Source organism: Photobacterium sp. SKA34 (assembly GCF_000153325.1).
Classification (GTDB): Bacteria; Pseudomonadota; Gammaproteobacteria; order Enterobacterales; family Vibrionaceae; genus Photobacterium.
Genome location: NZ_CH724141.1, coordinates 339,107 through 355,658 on the forward strand (window position 1 = coordinate 339,107; position 16,552 = coordinate 355,658).

The 16,552-nt window shown below is 36.6% G+C and carries 19 protein-coding genes and 1 pseudogene; 13 read left to right on the forward strand and 7 right to left on the reverse strand.

Annotated features, from left to right (window positions below; translation table 11 throughout):
• Positions 1–4 precede the first annotated feature (4 nt).
• Positions 5–211 carry a DUF2986 domain-containing protein gene (locus SKA34_RS02920; protein ID WP_039859938.1) on the reverse strand — a complete coding sequence of 69 codons (207 nt, stop codon included), beginning with the start codon at positions 209–211 and terminating at the stop codon, positions 5–7.
• Positions 212–386: 175 nt separating this feature from the next.
• On the opposite strand from SKA34_RS02920, the gene SKA34_RS02925 reads away from it, so the two are divergent.
• Entirely contained in the window at positions 387–1,004 is a 618-nt protein-coding gene (locus SKA34_RS02925) for a DJ-1/PfpI family protein (RefSeq protein WP_006644015.1), read from the forward strand.
• 4 nt (positions 1,005–1,008) lie between these two features.
• Here SKA34_RS02925 and SKA34_RS02930 read toward each other — a convergent pair whose 3' ends face one another.
• Positions 1,009–1,356: a DUF1840 domain-containing protein gene (locus tag SKA34_RS02930; protein WP_006644016.1), complete on the reverse strand. Its 348-nt coding sequence runs from the start codon at positions 1,354–1,356 to the stop codon at positions 1,009–1,011.
• A gap of 51 nt (positions 1,357–1,407) precedes the next feature.
• A complete protein-coding gene (locus tag SKA34_RS02935) occupies positions 1,408–2,001 on the reverse strand; it encodes a rhomboid family intramembrane serine protease (RefSeq protein WP_039859941.1) in 594 nt (197 codons plus the stop codon).
• Positions 2,002–2,176: 175 nt separating this feature from the next.
• Here SKA34_RS02935 and SKA34_RS02940 point away from each other — a divergent pair, with 175 nt between their 5' ends.
• On the forward strand, positions 2,177–3,616 hold the full coding sequence (locus SKA34_RS02940) for a hypothetical protein (RefSeq protein WP_157044441.1): 1,440 nt from the start codon (positions 2,177–2,179) through the stop codon (positions 3,614–3,616).
• Between the two features lie 92 nt (positions 3,617–3,708).
• On the opposite strand, the gene SKA34_RS02945 is transcribed toward SKA34_RS02940, so the two are convergent.
• Positions 3,709–4,185 carry a hypothetical protein gene (locus tag SKA34_RS02945; protein ID WP_006644019.1) on the reverse strand — a complete coding sequence of 159 codons (477 nt, stop codon included), beginning with the start codon at positions 4,183–4,185 and terminating at the stop codon, positions 3,709–3,711.
• A gap of 280 nt (positions 4,186–4,465) precedes the next feature.
• On the opposite strand from SKA34_RS02945, the gene SKA34_RS02950 reads away from it, so the two are divergent.
• Entirely contained in the window at positions 4,466–4,654 is a 189-nt protein-coding gene (locus SKA34_RS02950; protein WP_006644020.1) for a hypothetical protein, read from the forward strand.
• A gap of 94 nt (positions 4,655–4,748) precedes the next feature.
• On the opposite strand, the pseudogene aroG reads toward SKA34_RS02950, so the two are convergent.
• Positions 4,749–5,800 (reverse strand): annotated as a pseudogene (gene aroG / locus SKA34_RS02955) (3-deoxy-7-phosphoheptulonate synthase AroG).
• 447 nt (positions 5,801–6,247) lie between these two features.
• On the opposite strand from aroG, the gene SKA34_RS02960 reads away from it, so the two are divergent.
• From SKA34_RS02960 to SKA34_RS02980, 5 genes are all read left to right on the forward strand, one after another.
• Positions 6,248–6,988 (forward strand): amino acid ABC transporter ATP-binding protein, encoded by a 741-nt coding sequence (locus SKA34_RS02960; RefSeq protein ID WP_006644023.1) that lies wholly within the window; start codon positions 6,248–6,250, stop codon positions 6,986–6,988.
• Positions 6,989–6,995: 7 nt separating this feature from the next.
• The gene (locus SKA34_RS02965) at positions 6,996–7,814 is read left to right on the forward strand and encodes an amino acid ABC transporter permease (RefSeq protein ID WP_006644024.1); all 819 of its coding nucleotides are present in this window, start codon (positions 6,996–6,998) and stop codon (positions 7,812–7,814) included.
• Between the two features lie 32 nt (positions 7,815–7,846).
• Complete coding sequence (locus SKA34_RS02970; RefSeq protein WP_006644025.1) at positions 7,847–8,659, forward strand: transporter substrate-binding domain-containing protein; 813 nt, start codon at positions 7,847–7,849, stop codon at positions 8,657–8,659.
• A gap of 4 nt (positions 8,660–8,663) precedes the next feature.
• Positions 8,664–9,599 (forward strand): amino acid ABC transporter permease, encoded by a 936-nt coding sequence (locus SKA34_RS02975; protein ID WP_006644026.1) that lies wholly within the window; start codon positions 8,664–8,666, stop codon positions 9,597–9,599.
• 462 nt (positions 9,600–10,061) lie between these two features.
• Positions 10,062–10,394 carry an SMR family transporter gene (locus SKA34_RS02980; RefSeq protein ID WP_069358465.1) on the forward strand — a complete coding sequence of 111 codons (333 nt, stop codon included), beginning with the start codon at positions 10,062–10,064 and terminating at the stop codon, positions 10,392–10,394.
• A 73-nt stretch (positions 10,395–10,467) separates the two neighbouring features.
• Here SKA34_RS02980 and SKA34_RS02985 read toward each other — a convergent pair whose 3' ends face one another.
• Both SKA34_RS02985 and SKA34_RS02990 read right to left on the reverse strand, forming a co-directional pair.
• A complete protein-coding gene (locus tag SKA34_RS02985; protein WP_006644028.1) occupies positions 10,468–10,971 on the reverse strand; it encodes a GNAT family N-acetyltransferase in 504 nt (167 codons plus the stop codon).
• A 42-nt stretch (positions 10,972–11,013) separates the two neighbouring features.
• Positions 11,014–11,703 (reverse strand): SDR family oxidoreductase, encoded by a 690-nt coding sequence (locus tag SKA34_RS02990; protein ID WP_006644029.1) that lies wholly within the window; start codon positions 11,701–11,703, stop codon positions 11,014–11,016.
• 193 nt (positions 11,704–11,896) lie between these two features.
• On the opposite strand from SKA34_RS02990, the gene SKA34_RS02995 reads away from it, so the two are divergent.
• The 5 genes from SKA34_RS02995 (at position 11,897) to SKA34_RS03015 (ending at position 16,547) form a co-directional block, all read left to right on the forward strand.
• Complete coding sequence (locus tag SKA34_RS02995; RefSeq protein WP_006644030.1) at positions 11,897–12,808, forward strand: metal ABC transporter substrate-binding protein; 912 nt, start codon at positions 11,897–11,899, stop codon at positions 12,806–12,808.
• Complete coding sequence (locus tag SKA34_RS03000; protein WP_006644031.1) at positions 12,808–13,668, forward strand: manganese/iron ABC transporter ATP-binding protein; 861 nt, start codon at positions 12,808–12,810, stop codon at positions 13,666–13,668. The genes SKA34_RS02995 and SKA34_RS03000 overlap by 1 nt, the downstream gene beginning before the upstream one ends.
• A gap of 14 nt (positions 13,669–13,682) precedes the next feature.
• Positions 13,683–14,573, forward strand: a complete 891-nt coding sequence (locus SKA34_RS03005; protein ID WP_006644032.1) for a metal ABC transporter permease — start codon at positions 13,683–13,685, stop codon at positions 14,571–14,573.
• Positions 14,566–15,423, forward strand: a complete 858-nt coding sequence (locus SKA34_RS03010; protein ID WP_006644033.1) for a metal ABC transporter permease — start codon at positions 14,566–14,568, stop codon at positions 15,421–15,423. Before SKA34_RS03005 ends, SKA34_RS03010 begins: the two co-directional genes overlap by 8 nt.
• Positions 15,424–15,734: 311 nt before the next feature.
• Positions 15,735–16,547 (forward strand): DUF2797 domain-containing protein, encoded by an 813-nt coding sequence (locus tag SKA34_RS03015; protein ID WP_006644034.1) that lies wholly within the window; start codon positions 15,735–15,737, stop codon positions 16,545–16,547.
• Positions 16,548–16,552 lie beyond the last annotated feature (5 nt).

Below are 16,552 nucleotides of genomic sequence, written 5' to 3' on the forward strand. Positions count from 1 at the left end.
CTAACTATGAAGCCGTTGTTTCTGTACTCATAGTTTCAGTTTCTGATGGTGAAATGTTTTCTTCTGCAGACTCTTGTTCTGCCGCTTCAGCGTCTAACTTGGCACGTTCCGCTTTAGAGATGTAACGAGGCTTATTACTTTTATGTAATTTAGCATTTGCCTTTTTCATTCTCTTTTTAAGCGTTTCGTTAATTTTCTTTTTTCTGTTCATAATCGCGCCAGCTGATATTTTCATCATTTTTAAACAAGGCGCTGATTGTAATGGTTCAGCGCTGAATAACAAGCTTTATCCGTCAACAGGCAGCGAAAACCATCTCAATATCGGACAAATGGTTTTAAAATCTTAGCTATGCTAATCGTTAAAAGACATACGATAGGTGATAACAATGAAAAAACCACAAACAGTCACACTTTTTTTGTTTGATGATTTTCAACTGCTTGATGCTTTTGGGCCGTTACAAATGTTTGGCTTGTTACCGGACATTTATCACACTCAAACAATATCTGTTGATGGAAAAGCCATCTTAAGCCAACAACATATATCTATTTCACCACAATTAAGTTTTAACGATACGTTTAGCTCTGATATTTTGCTCATTCCCGTTGGTAGCGGGATTAAATCCGTAATTAACGATCCCAAGGTGTTATTCTGGTTAAAACGCATTGCACCCAAGCAAAAGTTGATCTGCTCTGTTTGTACAGGTTCAGCATTATTAGCAAATGCGGGATTACTCAACTATTGCCAAGCAACAACAAATAAAAAACAATTTCATTGGGTTAAAGAACTTGGGCATCATGTAGATTGGCAATCGTCAGCTCGATGGGTACGAGACAGCAATATATTTACTGCCTCAGGCTGTTCATCAGGTTTAGATATGGCATTAGCGATTATTGCCTACCAATTTGGTGATAATGTTGCACGAAAAGTCGCTGTTGATGCAGAGTATTTGTGGCAAAATGACCCTGACGATGACCCTTTTGCTCCGCTACATATTGTTCAATAGTTTCCTATTCCCACATGACATAACTTTTTTCATTTATTGCTGACTCTAACAATGAAATCAACGGCATAGCACGCACTGATAAAGAAATTTCAGGCTCAAATTCATCATCATCTATATCGGCATCAAGCGGATTTGTCTCTATTGCTGAATCAGCAAAAATACCACTTTGCTTATTCTTTTGTTTAGCTTTATTGATATCATTTTTTAGGTTTGTTAACGCTTGTGCGATATCTTCTTCACGAATAGCACCTGGGACTGTTTCGCAAAACCCCATCATATGAATCAATTGCTGTGCGATATCACCAAACATTGTAATATCGTTACTTCCTTTACTTTGAAATGTAATTAGCATAAATCACCTATCCTTCTCTTATTCATATAGCTATTAGACCATTATATTCTGTTAGGGTTTCTGATCGTAATGGCAATTTAATTTTTCACGGTCTTTTTTTCCAAGAAAGTAACCAATAAAGCCACCAGCTATAGCACCAAATAAATGGCTTTCAAAGCTCACCAAATAATTAAATGGGAAGACCCCCCAAATCATCGAGCTAAAATAAACCAGCACTAAAAATGTAATAATTAATGACATGATACTTCTTAAGACTAAACCATAGATAAGCAAGTAGCCCCAAATGCCATAAATGATCCCACTTAATCCCACATGGTAACTGATACGTCCAAACAACCAGACACTGATACTGCCAAATAACCAGCACAACAAAATGACATTGATTAAACGAGCAACACCATTAACCCCGACCCCAAGAGCCAGTAGTGTAAAAGAAGTAAGATTAAAAATTAAATGAGACCAAGTGCCGTGGATAAAAGGATAAAACGCAATGTTGCTAAGATGACTAACATGTCGAGGTAATAAACCATAGCTATTTAATGCACCATTAGAAATATGATTAATGACAAAAGCTGTAAACGAAAGACCCCAGAACAATAGAATTACCAAGAAAATATCTCGCCATTCTTTTTTTAAGTCAAACATAACAAACTCACCACACATTAAAAACATTACTATAACGCAACACCTCCCTACTATTATAGCTAACTATATTATTTCTGATTTATAGCTAAAATAACACGAACCTCGCTTACTCCCTTTGAGTATAAAGTATAACAATGTAGAATAGTGCACACTTAAAAATTAACACTGAAGCATCATGAAGAAAATTCGTTATTTTTTTATAATATCGATGATTGCCATCACCTCTGCGTGTGATGTTGAAAGAAAAATTGATTTTGAATCATTTTCAATCTTACATAATGAGAATCTATCTCGTGATATTCATGGCTTTATTATTACTGAAAACAGTAATCCACTTAAAATCCCATCATCATTTAATACTATTAGTCAGCTTTCCAATACTTTAATTCATAGCGATTGGCTATCTTCTAAGGATTATCTATCTAATATCAACGAACTTATATACGCACTTGAAGAAACTCAATTAAAAGAAGCTCAAGTATTCATTAACGCTCTCAAACAAGCCAAAAAAAATTACGCACAAAATATCTTACGTGTTAATGCCTATGCACAAACCCTACAATACTCTTACGATAAAACTTTAGATCGCTATACTGTAGAGGCTAGTGATTATCGAAAAAAAATCACATTACTTGAGAAATCTAATGACTACTATTTGACGAATATCGCACGAGTAGAAAAAGAACTTGAGATCCAACGAGAGAAATATTTTAAGGCTAAAAAATCATTTATTAACAGACTAAATGTAGCTCTTAAAGATCCAATAACAACTTTTAATATCAATGATAACTTGAACTTTAAAATTAGACAGAAAACTAAGCCAAAATGCGAAAAATTTTGGGGAGATTACGAAAGTATCAACACTAAAAATAATAATAATTGTGTTTATATCAATATTGATTATTTAGTGAGTAATGTAAGTAAAAACAATAAAGAATCAGTTCATCAAATCATTAAAAATAACGCATTGAATTTATGGAGTGAGTTAATTACTTTAAATGGTTTTTATGATACAAAGACAAATAAGACTTATTTTAAAAATAACTTACGTAGTCAATTAGCTAAACTTAAAAATGATTATTTAAAACGCAAACAATTGTGTGCTCATACCTGTCCTTCTGTGCCAATGTTAAAGCAACAGTTAGCATCCTTAAAGGATGAAAAAAATAAGATAATAGAACCCTATATTTTAGATAAAAATAACAAAATAGATATTCACTCCACCGGTTTTAACAAAATATTAAATCGCAGTTTTCAATCCAATAATTTAGAGATAACAAATCCACTTAATACTTTTATTGCATTATATGATAACCCAAAAGCTGTCGATGCTTTTACATCTGAGTACGCTCATAAAATAATTATTAATTATCCTAAAGAGTTTACTATTTCGATTAATCGTAACGGGCATTTTATTAAACCTAAAATTCCAACAAAAAACTATAGCTTGTTTGTTAATGTTGGTTCAACATGCAGTATTATTTATCAACCTAATCGTCAAGGTTTACTGCCCAAAGTTATATCGGCTGACTCTTTAAATGTAAAAACGAAGAATTGTGGTTTAGAAGAGCTAATCAAACATAATTTGGAACAAAAATGGTTCCTCTATGCGTAAAAATATATCAATTCAAGTAGATAATTATAAAGAATGTTTATCTTCTTAACATTCTTTATAATTTTAAGAATTAATAAGTCAACTTGTCCTACCTAATAATATCCAAAAGCAGTAGCGACTTGTAACCAATTCTGTTGTGTTTGCTGATCGTGTTCTACAGAAGGTAAAAACTCAAGAACATGGATTATTGATGCATTTCCACCTGAACGACAATTCATACTATGCTGGTTTAATTCTGCGCTAAACAGCGGCATATTATTTTGTTTATCCACACACCAATTATCTACAACTTTACCACGGTGCTGTAAGCAGTAACTTGACACTAAGTGTAGAAATTGTCGTTGATGATTATCTTTAGAATCACAAACGATATTTTCATAATTGGCATAGCCCAATACAGGATGATAAACCGTAATACCCTGCTGCGGTGTTTGTGATAATTTGTAACTATCAATCGTCTCAATAAAACTTGTTGTTGACCCTAATGGTTTTGAAACGATTTCAGCTTGTATCATCAATGGACTAAATAAAAATGCACCGTACAGAACACTTAATATCAAACTCTTCATACACACCGACCTATCGCTAATTGGTATACACAGTTTAAATCAACAACTACCATATCACTGTATAGTGTTATAGCAGATATATTTATAAGCGTTTAAATTTAATAATATTTTTCATTTTTAAATAGTGGCAACTTTGTCAACAAATCTGTACATTACAAAAGCCGCCATAATTACAATATTCATTTTAGATATATTTCTTACTATTAAGACAATTAATTCTCACTTAATAAGATACGGTATCCATATGTAGCTTTCACTTATATTTGTCTGGAGACGATATATGGAAGATAAAACACTCATTGCGGATACTCATAGCATTCTTGAAGCCTTCATCGAAAATGGATTACACCGAAGATACCCTATTTATTGCCAATTTCCTCATTGCGAAACCTTGATAGAAAAGCACCAATACGATGAAAGCTATGATATTGAATTTAATGATGGTTATCGCCATTATAATGAAAAATGATTTTAATTCTGGTTTGTATGAGTACAGGTTGGTCATAAAACAGATATAAAAAAACCGATGTTTATAAACATCGGTTTTATCAACTTACTATTTGTTACGCTTGACGGCGCTTTTGTACATCTGCTGCTAATTGACGAAGTACTTTTTCTGTATCTTCCCAACCAATACATGCATCTGTAATACTTTGACCGTAAGTCGGTTCAACACCATCAACAATATCTTGACGACCTTCAACAAGGTGACTCTCAATCATTACACCAAAGATAGATTTGTTACCACTCGCAATTTGTTCACCAACATCTTGTGATACTAGTGGCTGACGCTCAAATTTTTTCAAGCTATTTGCATGACTAAAATCGATCATCACTTTTGAGCGGTGGCCAGCACCTTCAAGTTGATCTGTCACTGCTTTAACATGCTCAGCACTATAATTTGGCTCTTTACCACCGCGAAGGATAATATGGCAATCTTCATTACCTGCCGTTGATACAATCGCAGAGTGACCGTATTTAGTCACAGATAAAAAGTGGTGAGGCGCACTTGCCGAACCTACAGCATCTGTTGCGATTTTAATATTACCATCTGTGCCGTTTTTAAAGCCTACAGGGCATGATAAACCTGACGCAAGTTCACGGTGAACCTGAGACTCTGTCGTACGTGCACCAATGGCGCCCCAACTGATCAAATCTCCCATGTATTGAGGTGTGATCATATCAAGGAATTCGCCTGCTGTTGGTAGGCCTGATTCAGTTAAATCAAGAAGCAGTTTACGACCTATACGTAAACCATCATTTAGTTGGAAACTGTTATCCATGTAAGGGTCATTAATCAACCCTTTCCAACCAACTGTTGTACGTGGCTTTTCAAAATAAACACGCATAACAATTTCTAAATCAGCGTTAAGCTCATCTCGAAGTGTTTTAACTTTTTACCGTACTCTATTGCCGCATCAGTATCATGTATAGAACAAGGTCCAACAATCACAAGAAGACGGTCATCTTCTTCATTTAAGATATTGTGAATGGATTTTCGCGCTTGATATACTGTTTCTGAAGCTGCTTCTGAAGCTGAAAATTTTTCCAGTATTGCAACTGGTGGTAATAGTTCTTTGATCTCGCTAATGCGGACATCATCTGTTTTATGCATGCTTATACTTCCCGTATCGCTACACTACGTCTATGTCGGTCAATCGATGTAGTGTACTTATCTCCAAATAGTCGTATCTTAACTTATCGCCTTAACCCTTTTTGTGCAATGGGTTATTGACAGTAAAGTCGACATTTTTTTACTCAGTAACAACTTGGATGTATCCATCCTACCCAAGATAATTTACTAAAACTCTTAATATGCAGCCGGGTACATATTAAAAAGCATGTGTGGTATATTCCAAGATTGTTGAAGAATTACAACTGAACACTAAATGTCCATTCAAACATGGGATATTGATCTAAATAATCAGTTGTTTCGTTTATAGTTCGTTGTTATATAATATTGAAATATAGTGTTAATTTTAATTTACGATGGCGTAACATAAAACCATTACTATTTACCGCTTACTATTGCAAACAACAATTTTATTAGTCGAGGTACGTCTTGTTAGCTAAAGACGAGTTAATTACATTTAAAGAAGTAGACAAGTGGTATGGCGATTTTCATGCGCTAAAATCGATCAATTTGAGCATTCATAAAGGTGAGCGATTAGTTATCTGTGGCCCATCTGGATCAGGTAAGTCGACTCTTATTCGTTGTATAAATGGACTTGAACAATATGATTCGGGACAAATTACAGTAAATGGACATTTGTTAGATCCAAAGAATTTAAAAGCTGTACGTGGCAAAGTTGGTATGGTTTTCCAACATTTTAACCTTTTTCCTCATATGACAGTTTTAGATAACTTAACCCTTGCTCCTCGTCGAACATTAGGAATGACAAAGGCAGAGGCAGAAACACTAGCAATTCAATATCTAGAACGTGTCCATATTGCTCACCAAGCCAATAAATTCCCAGGACAACTATCTGGTGGACAACAACAACGTGTCGCAATTGCTCGCTCCCTTTGCATGAAACCCGATATTCTTTTGTTTGATGAGCCCACCTCTGCATTAGATCCTGAAATGATTCATGAAGTACTTGATGTAATGAAGGAATTAGCAGGTGAAGGGATAACTATGGTATGTGTGACTCACGAGATGGGATTTGCCCGAAAAGTAGCAGATCGTGTGGTTTTTATGGATGAAGGTGAAATCGTCGAAATTGCTCCTCCTGCACTTTTATTCGACCAACCGCAAAATACTAGAACCCAGTCTTTTCTTAGAAAAATTCTAAGTTACTGAGGTAAAAATGATAACTAAACCTCAGACAACATCAGCTTTCATCAAAATACTTAAGCCCGTTATTAGTGGTTTATTGCAAATTACCGTTATTATTTTGGCCATTGCATGGTTACTAAATAGCGGTGCCGATGCGATGAATTATAACTGGCAATGGTACCGTGTTCCTCAGTATCTATTTTTTAAAGAAGACGGTGAGTGGTTTTCTGCCGAGCTTATTGATGGTTTACTCATCACCATTAAAATATCTGCCATTAGCCTTATTTTTACGGTTATTTTTGGCTTAGTAACAGCGCTTTTACGTTTATCTCACTCGATTGTTGGTCGCTCTCTCGCACGTGGGTATATTGAAGTTATTCGTAATACCCCACTACTTGTTCAAATTTATCTGCTGTATTTTGTATTTGGTCCGGTATTAGGATTAGAACGTTTTACTACAGCCGTATTGGGACTTTCATTATTTCAAGGAGCCTATACCGCAGAAATATTTCGTTCTGGTCTAATGAACATTCCTAAAGGGCAATTTGAAGCGGCTGAAAGTCTTGGGTTAAGTAAAGTTGATAGCTATCGGTATATAATCTTACCTCAAATGTTACGTCGTATCTTACCAGCACTAACAAACGAAGCTGTCTCGTTAGTAAAAAATTCTTCTATTGTCAGTATCATGGCTATATTTGATTTAACGACACAAGGACGCGATATAGTCGCTGATACAGCGATGCCCTTTGAGATCTGGTTCACAATCGCAGCAATGTACTTATGCATAACGTTGCTTTTATCAGCATTTGCAACATTGTTAGAACACAAACTTGCGACACCTACTCATTAATTGATCATTTTTAACGATATGGAGACGGAAAAATGAAACGTTTTTTTGCGGTACTGATCACCGCATTAACCCTTTTACTGAGTGCTAGCCATGCATTAGCGGCAGAAAAAAGCACATTAGAACAAGTTAAAGAGCGCGGTACATTACGTGTTGGTTTATCAACATTCGTGCCTTGGGCAATGCGTGATAAGCAAGGAGAGCTGATTGGTTTTGAAGTTGATGTTGCTAAACGACTCGCTAAAGATGCCGGTGTAAAAATTGAATTTATTCCTACTGCATGGGACGGAATTATTCCTGCACTTCTAGCTGGCAAATTTGATGTGATCATAGGCGGTATGTCAATAACACCACAACGTAACTTGAGTGTTCTTTTCACAACTCCTTATTCTCATTCAGGTGTACAACTTGCTGCAAGTAAAGAGCTAGCAGGCGATAAGCTCTCTATTGCTGATTATAACAAGCGTAGTGTGACTTTAGCTGTACGTCGTGGTGCAGTAACAGTTCAAACAGCAAAGAAATACTTTCCAAAAGCGAAACTTCGTCAATTTGACGATGAATCACAAGCATTCCAAGAAGTCTTAAACGGCAATGCGCAAGCGGTATTGGCATCAACGCCAAAACCAGAACAAATGACATTACAATACAAAGATAAGCTATTTCTACCTTTTAAAGAACGTTTAAGCCAGGGTTCTGAAGGTTTCGCCATTCGACAAGGTGACTTCAACCTACTGAACTTCTTCAATAACTGGATCTTACTGCGCACTCAGGATGGCTGGTTAAAAGAGCGTTATGACTATTGGTTTACAACTGTCGATTGGCAGAACCAGGTGAAAGAAGGTCAATAAATTAATGTCTTCCTGCTCAACTGCAAAGGAAGCCACATCGCAGCCGAATAAACGTTCGGCTGCTAGCTTTACTTTGCCCCAACTTAAACTTCTCGATTACATCTTGCTTTTAGTGGTAGGATGTTTTCTTGGCTGGCTATATTACCGCTCATCAATTGGTATTCATTATCACTGGCAGTGGCAAGAAGCCTTTGATTTGATTTTTTCATCAAGCCAAAACAATGAGATGCCTTATTTTTTTCAAGGCGTCTTCAGTACAATTCGTATCAGCTTATGGGGAATGTTATTTGCTGCTATTTTTGGCTTGCTATTAGCACTCGCTCGTCGCTCTCCACTTCTTTTTTTACGACTACCCGCCAATGCATATATCCAATTAGTACGTAACATACCGCCTTTAGTCTTTGTTTTTATCTTTTACTTTTTTATTTCAAGCCAACTAGTACCACTACTTGGCTTGAATGATTTGTTTCGTTTTTACAATGGACAAGAGAACGTTCTCCAGTCTTTTCTTTTTGGTAGTAGCCGATTATGGGAAAACCTATTTTCAGGAATTTTATGTGTCGGCCTGATTGCTGCCGCTTATATCGCTGAAGTCATTCGTGCTGGTCTCGATTCAATCGATAAAGGGCAATGGGAAGCGGCGGATTCTCTAGGCCTATCTAAATTAGATCGTTTTCGCTTTGTCATCTTTCCACAAGCCATTGCAGGCATTGTGCCTGCACTTGCAGGTCAATTTATCTCAATCGTGAAAGATTCATCAATTATCTCATTGATCTCGATACAGGAGATAACCTTCGTCGGCAGTGAAATGGCAAACTCATCGGGGTTAATTTTTGAAATTTGGTTACTTGTTGGCGCTGTTTACTTAATTTTATGTCTATCTTTATCTCTTTTATTCAACAAATTAGAGAAACGTAGCTTACGCCATCTTCAGCGTTAGGTATGCAAAAAAAGCCCTGAGTGCATATTGATTGAAAATATCGTTGTATTCAGGCTTATTTTACTCAAAACTTCATCTATTAAGAAAAATCTAACATTAACGTTCACGCTTTTGTTTGTTAAACGCAAATCTTGGTCTCTATTTAATTAAATATTACCTAGTAATAACTATAAATCGCTATCATGACTGCAGAACAATTAATTAAAACAAAAATATAATTATAAATACAATCGGTAATCATAAACTTCTTATGCAATTAAATCATATCGCTAAGGTACAATGCTGTTTGGTTTTTTATAGTGACTTCTCAATATCAAAAGTAATACTCTACACGTGATCATTATTACTCACTGGTAATAATTATTTGTATAAATATCACTTGGCGAATCGTCTTCTTTGACACTAAAATGCGCGTCTCTTATTTAATGATAGATAATCGTTATGTTTAAACTATTAACATCTATGCCCCCTTTTTTAGCTTTATCTATTGCCATTGTGTTTGAAGTGATCGCAACTTCTTTCATTCCTAAAGCGGAGCAATTTACTAAACTGATCCCAAGTGCGGTTGTACTTATCGGTTATGCTGTCGCTTTTTTTCTATTATCTGTCACCGTTAAAACCATGCCCGTTGGTATAGTTTATGCGATTTGGAGTGGTGCAGGGATAGTCCTTGTTGCAACGATTAGCTTTTTTCTTTATGGACAACGCTTAGATTTACCCGCAATTATAGGCATTGGTTTTATTATTATTGGTGTTTTAATTGTTAATCTATTATCGAAAACCGTCGGCCATTAACTAATCACTCCAATAAAAAAGGCAGTAACCATCTCCCGATTACTGCCTTTTTGCATTTTCACTTTAATCTATATCATACAGTGTATGTGCGCAGCCTCGCCATATGGTATACATTAACAAACTCGCCATTACGAAACGCGAAGTTTTTCGCCTCGCCTTCAATTTCAAAACCATGTTTTTGATAAAGCTTCATTGCAGCAATGTTGTCTTTATATACTTCTAACTCGATACGTTGCACATTGAGCCATTTGTCTGACAACATCAAGGCTGACTGTATCAACTGTCCACCAACGCCTTTACCTTGAAATGTCTCTTTCACACCCATACCAAAGCTCGCAACGTGCCTGCGTCTTGGGTTATCACAAACCGAAAGTCCGAACTGCCCGACAATTTCTCCCTCATATTCCGCGACCAAGCTATAGCAGCCTTGAGGTAAACTCGTTAAGCGCGAAGTCCAACGATCTAAAGATGGAAATGGAAGCTGGAGTGTTCCACCATACGTGACTTCAGATTCATAAATAGCTTTTACACCTTCAATATCTTTGCTTTCGCTATGTCGAATAATGACACCTTCCATACATCGCACTCCTTCTTCTTTCATTACAGCGTAACTTTATTACTACCACGCAATTAAGCTTCCGTCGTAGTTAATAAACGCCCCTGAACAGCTTGGTGAACTTTGCTCTATCACTTCAAATAATCCTTTAGCTGATGTTGTTGTATCAATAAGCGCATTAGGGCCACCCATCTCTGTTTTCACCCAGCCAGGATGTAAAGCAATAACCGTAAAACCCTCGCCACGAAGATCATTGCTTAAACTTTTTACTACAGAATTAAGTGCTGCTTTTGATGAACGATAAATATAGCCGCCACCTGACGTATTCTCTGTCATGCTGCCAACTTTTGAAGACATGCAGGCTATTTTTTTTGTCGTTCCATTTTTGAGTAATGGGTATAAGCTTTCAATTAACTTTAATGGTGCAATCGTATTTATTTCAAAAACACGACGCCATTCTTCGGCATCTGTCTGTCCAAAGCCGTAGCCTTTTGGACCATAATAACCGGCGTTATTTATCACAAGATCGAGGTTTGGTAATTGAGTTGCTAGCTGATCAAGTTGGTCATAGTTAGTTACATCCAATGAATGAATAATGAGATCAGCATTATGGCAGGCAAGGTCTTGCAGATCTAACGCTGCTTCTAATGATCTCGAGGTAGCATGAACCAGCCAACCTTCCGATAAATACTGCTTTACTAATCCTAGACCAATGCCACGATTAGCTCCTGTTATCAATACGCTTTTTTTCATCATCCATCCCTTAACCATCAATAAAAAATAATAATCGTTATTAATTCAATATACCGATTGAATATATGCAAACAACCTTAAAAACCAACAAAAGCAAAAACCACTTTATTGATAATAATTATCAATTGTATTTGAGGTTTGTGTTTGTTATAACTTTGATAAATACATTACTTTCTTTACAGGGATAAAAAGGATGATCTTTGATCAAAAGCGACGATTACGATACGTGACAAATACTGTTCTGTTATCTGTTGGGCTATTAATAAGTACAGTCAGCCATGCTGATGATAAGTTTAAAGTAATAACAACATTTACAATCATTGCTGACATGGCAAAAAATGTCGCTGGGGACGCTGCTATTGTTGAATCTATTACTAAGCCCAATGCGGAAATTCATAATTATCAAGTAACACCTGGCGATCTTAAACGAGCGCAAGGTGCTGATTTAATTCTTTATAACGGTCTAAACTTAGAGCTTTGGTTTAATAAATTTTTTCAAAACCTCCACGATATTCCTTCTGTGACGGTAACTGAAAATATCACGCCATTAAGTATTACTCAGGGTCCTTATAACGGTAAACCTAATCCTCATGCTTGGATGTCACCTGAAAACGGTATTATTTATGTTGAAAATATTCGCCGAGCACTCGTTAAGTATGATCCTAAAAATGCAGATATTTATAATAAAAACGCTCAAAAATATACCCAGGAAATTCAACGAACAATTACACCTATTCGCAATCAGATTAATACCATACCTGTAGATAAACGTTGGCTTGTTACGAGTGAAGGCGCTTTTAGTTATCTTGCTCGTGATTTTGGACTAAAAGAACTGTATTTATGGCCAATTAATGCTGATGCCCAAGGGACACCTCAACAAGTTCGTCAACTGATAGATGCTGTTCGCCAACATCAAATTCATGCGGTTTTCAGTGAAAGTACCGTTTCAGCAAAACCTGCTCAACAAGTCGCACGAGAAACAGGGGCTAACTATGCTGGCGTGCTTTATGTTGATTCTTTGAGTGCTAAAAACGGTCCTGTTCCTACCTATCTAGAGCTAATTGAAGTGACTTCCCGAACAATCGCTAAAGGGCTGAGTTTATAATGATAGGATTAGATATAAACAATATTACGGTTACATACCGTAACGGACATACCGCTCTGCACAATGCCACATTTAGTGTTCCTCAAGGTTCCATTGCTGCGCTGGTTGGGATGAATGGCAGCGGAAAGTCAACGCTTTTTAAAGCCATTATGGGGTTCGTATCCACTAGCCAAGGTAGTGTGACAATCCTTAATAAGACAGTAAAAAAAGCGTTAAAAAGCAATGTCGTCGCCTATGTTCCACAAAGTGAAGATATAGACTGGAACTTCCCTGTTCTGGTTGAAGATGTCGTCATGATGGGACGCTATGGTTATATGAATATGTTGCGTATCCCTAAAAAAATAGATCATGAAAAAGTGAATATCGCTCTTGAGCGGGTCAATATGACTGCCTTTCGTAAACGTCAAATAGGAGAACTTTCTGGAGGGCAACGTAAACGCGTATTTCTTGCTCGTGCACTCGCGCAAGAAAGTCAGGTGATATTACTCGATGAGCCATTTACAGGCGTTGATGTTCAAACAGAAGATCAAATTATGGCATTGTTACGCGAACTTCGCGATGAAGGCAAAGTCATGCTTGTCTCTACCCATAACCTTGGCAGTATTCCTGACTTTTGTGACCGTACAATTTTAATTAATAAAACCATTTTGGCATCAGGAGAAACAACCGAAATTTTTACGCCAGAAAATTTAAAGCTTGCATTCGGTGGTGTACTGCGTCACTTCATTTTATCAGGGAAAGATCTTCACGAAGACGACGATAGCCGTAAATTATCGGTTATCTCCGATCATGAACGTCCTGTTGTTATGTACGGTGAGAATGGTGAACAACAATCTCGCTCCCTTTCCCGTCAACAATAAAAGGAGTGATAATCGTGGACCAATTACTTGAGCCGTTTTTATATAGTTATATGATCAACGCCATGTGGGTTAGTGCATTAATAGGTGGCGTGTGTGCTTTTCTTTCCTGTTATTTAATGCTGAAGGGCTGGTCACTTATTGGTGATGCACTATCACATTCTATCGTACCGGGTGTTGCCGGCGCTTATATGATAGGTCTCCCATTTTCTTTTGGTGCTTTTTTTTCTGGCGGTTTAGCTGCTGCTGGTATGTTATTTTTAAGCCAACGCAGTAAATTAAAAGAAGACGCTATTATTGGCTTAATTTTTACTGCTTTTTTCGGGCTTGGTTTGTTTCTTGTCTCGCTCTATCCCAGTGCCGTTAATATTCAGACTATTGTAATGGGAAATATTCTCGCAATAACCCCAATAGATACTTTACAAATCGTCATCATTGGCTTTCTTTCTCTCTTAATTTTATGCGTAAAGTGGCGTGATTTCATGGTTGTTTTCTTTGATGAAAACCATGCTAAAACCATTGGGTTATCGCCAACATTTTTAAAAATTGTATTTTTTAGTATTTTAAGTGCCTCTACCGTTGCCGCATTAAAAACTGTAGGCGCCTTTTTAGTTATTGCTATGGTTGTGATCCCTGGTGCAACTGCTTATTTACTGTCTGATCGTTTCTCGATTGTCATCATCTACAGTGTATTTATTGGCGTATTCAGCGCTTTTCTTGGTGCTTACCTTAGTTATTTTATTAATGGTGCAACAGGTGGGATCATCGTGTTATTACAAACGGTTTTCTTTGCTTTAGCTTTTATATTTGCACCTAAATATGGTCGATTAGCAACGTATAAAAAAACAAAACAAGCGTTAAAACAAACACAACGTTTTAAGCAAACGAAAGGAGTTCAACATGGCTAATCTAATAGCGACATTGTTATCGCCTTTTGAATTTATTTTTATGCAGCAAGCTTTTCTAATTGTTTTTTTTATCGCGATACCAACCGCATTACTCTCTTGCTTTTTAATTCTCAAAGGTTGGTCTTTAATGGGTGATGCCATTTCCCATGCTGTTTTACCGGGGATTGTTATTGCTTATATCTTATCGATTCCATTTACGATTGGTGCTTTTATCGCAGGAATGTTTTGTGCATTAACCACAGGGTATTTAAAAGAAAATAGTAGAATTAAAGAAGATACAATTATGGGTGTTGTATTTTCAGCAATGTTCGCGCTCGGTATTGTGATAATGACAAAAATTCACACAAATATTCACTTAGATCACATTCTATTTGGTGATCCTCTTGGGGCGAGTTGGCGTGATATTACTGAAGCAAGCGCAATTGCACTTATTGTTGGATCACTGTGTATTATTAAAGGTAAAGATTTACTCTTACTTATTTTCGATCATCAACATGCACAAGCTATTGGACTTCCCACCAAAGTATTACATTACGGATTGCTTGCACTACTCTCTTTCGCGATTGTTACAGCACTCAAAGCTGTTGGCATGATATTAGTGATTTCAATGCTGATTGCGCCAGGGGCGACAGCCTTTATGCTCACCCGTCGTTTTCAAAGCATGATGATAATATCGGTATTCATTTCTATCATAAATTGCTTCTTAGGCGTTTATCTTAGCTTCTTTATCGATAGTGCTCCCGCCCCAACAATCATATTATTACTGACAGTAAACTTTATTGCGGTGTTTACTTACAATGTAATAAAACAGCGAGCTATTGTTAAAAACACGTCCATAAATGCAATATAAATAGAGCAGTGCTTGCTATATTCCTCATATTCCATTAACGACTATCGAACAATATTCGTATTGTTCGATAGCCTATATATAACATTACTTCCCTAGCCTTTCCTTCGGGTACATGACCAACGACAGATTTAGTTAATGCGTCAAACACATGTGAAAATTGTCCCCCATTTACATGTTGATTTTTGCTGATTGTATCTCCGATTTTAAACTTCGAAGAGGGAATTCATATTTTTCCGTTATGCTTTTATAGCCGCTTCCCTCTTTCACCTGCTAAAATCACCGCACTATAAAAACAAACGAATGAGCAATGTATGCAAGGAACATTAAGTAAAATGAAGTCAACGTTAAATGATGTTGTTGACTATTATCTCCCAGTCGGAGATCAACAACTGCATTTAAATCCTTTGATTGGTAAGTCACTTAAATTGACTCATACAGGCAATATCTTTTGTCAATCATGTGGAAAAAAAACCAAGAAAAGTTACTCTCAAGGTCATTGCTTCCCTTGTATGAAAAAATTAGCGTCATGTGATATGTGTATAATGAAACCAGAAACCTGTCACTACGACAAAGGCACATGTCGAGAGCCACAATGGGGTGAAGAAAACTGCATGGTGCCGCACTATGTTTACCTATCAAATACCTCTGGTTTAAAAGTAGGTATTACTCGACACACCCAACTACCGACAAGATGGATTGATCAAGGTGCAACACAGGCACTTGCTGTACTAAAAGTAAAAACACGTCAAATTTCAGGTTTAGTGGAAGTGGCTATTGCAGAGCTTGTCGCTGATAAAACCAACTGGCGTGCAATGCTCAAAGGTGATAATGCTGAGATAGATTTAACAGAAAAAGCCTCGGTTTTATTACCAGAAGTAAAAGCTCGTCTAGCAGAAATCACTGCAGAATATGGTGAAGATGCGATTGAATATCTTGATAACGATATTGTTGATATTCATTTTCCTGTTGATGCCTTCCCAACCAAGATTAGCTCACACAACTTTGATAAAGAGCCTGTGGTTGAAGGTATTTTGCAAGGAATCAAAGGTCAATATCTGATCTTTGATACTGGCGTGATCAACATTCGTAAATTCACCAGCTACGAAGTAATTGCAGAAGCATAAAATAT

Bases quoted from the DNA above. Each gene is read 5' to 3' on its own strand.
- SKA34_RS02945 (WP_006644019.1), bottom strand. From the start codon at position 4,185: ATGAAGAGTTTGATATTAAGTGTTCTGTACGGTGCATTTTTATTTAGT.
- SKA34_RS03000 (WP_006644031.1), top strand. From the start codon at position 12,808: ATGATAGGATTAGATATAAACAATATTACGGTTACATACCGTAACGGA.
- SKA34_RS02950 (WP_006644020.1), top strand. From the start codon at position 4,466: ATGGAAGATAAAACACTCATTGCGGATACTCATAGCATTCTTGAAGCC.
- SKA34_RS02990 (WP_006644029.1), bottom strand. From the start codon at position 11,703: ATGAAAAAAAGCGTATTGATAACAGGAGCTAATCGTGGCATTGGTCTA.
- SKA34_RS02930 (WP_006644016.1), bottom strand. From the start codon at position 1,356: ATGCTAATTACATTTCAAAGTAAAGGAAGTAACGATATTACAATGTTT.
- SKA34_RS03010 (WP_006644033.1), top strand. From the start codon at position 14,566: ATGGCTAATCTAATAGCGACATTGTTATCGCCTTTTGAATTTATTTTT.
- SKA34_RS02940 (WP_157044441.1), top strand. From the start codon at position 2,177: ATGAAGAAAATTCGTTATTTTTTTATAATATCGATGATTGCCATCACC.
- SKA34_RS02970 (WP_006644025.1), top strand. From the start codon at position 7,847: ATGAAACGTTTTTTTGCGGTACTGATCACCGCATTAACCCTTTTACTG.
- SKA34_RS02980 (WP_069358465.1), top strand. From the start codon at position 10,062: ATGCCCCCTTTTTTAGCTTTATCTATTGCCATTGTGTTTGAAGTGATC.
- SKA34_RS02925 (WP_006644015.1), top strand. From the start codon at position 387: ATGAAAAAACCACAAACAGTCACACTTTTTTTGTTTGATGATTTTCAA.
- SKA34_RS03015 (WP_006644034.1), top strand. From the start codon at position 15,735: ATGCAAGGAACATTAAGTAAAATGAAGTCAACGTTAAATGATGTTGTT.
- SKA34_RS02975 (WP_006644026.1), top strand. From the start codon at position 8,664: ATGTCTTCCTGCTCAACTGCAAAGGAAGCCACATCGCAGCCGAATAAA.
- SKA34_RS02985 (WP_006644028.1), bottom strand. From the start codon at position 10,971: ATGGAAGGTGTCATTATTCGACATAGCGAAAGCAAAGATATTGAAGGT.
- SKA34_RS02995 (WP_006644030.1), top strand. From the start codon at position 11,897: ATGATCTTTGATCAAAAGCGACGATTACGATACGTGACAAATACTGTT.
- SKA34_RS02935 (WP_039859941.1), bottom strand. From the start codon at position 2,001: ATGTTTGACTTAAAAAAAGAATGGCGAGATATTTTCTTGGTAATTCTA.
- SKA34_RS02965 (WP_006644024.1), top strand. From the start codon at position 6,996: ATGATAACTAAACCTCAGACAACATCAGCTTTCATCAAAATACTTAAG.
- SKA34_RS02920 (WP_039859938.1), bottom strand. From the start codon at position 211: ATGAACAGAAAAAAGAAAATTAACGAAACGCTTAAAAAGAGAATGAAA.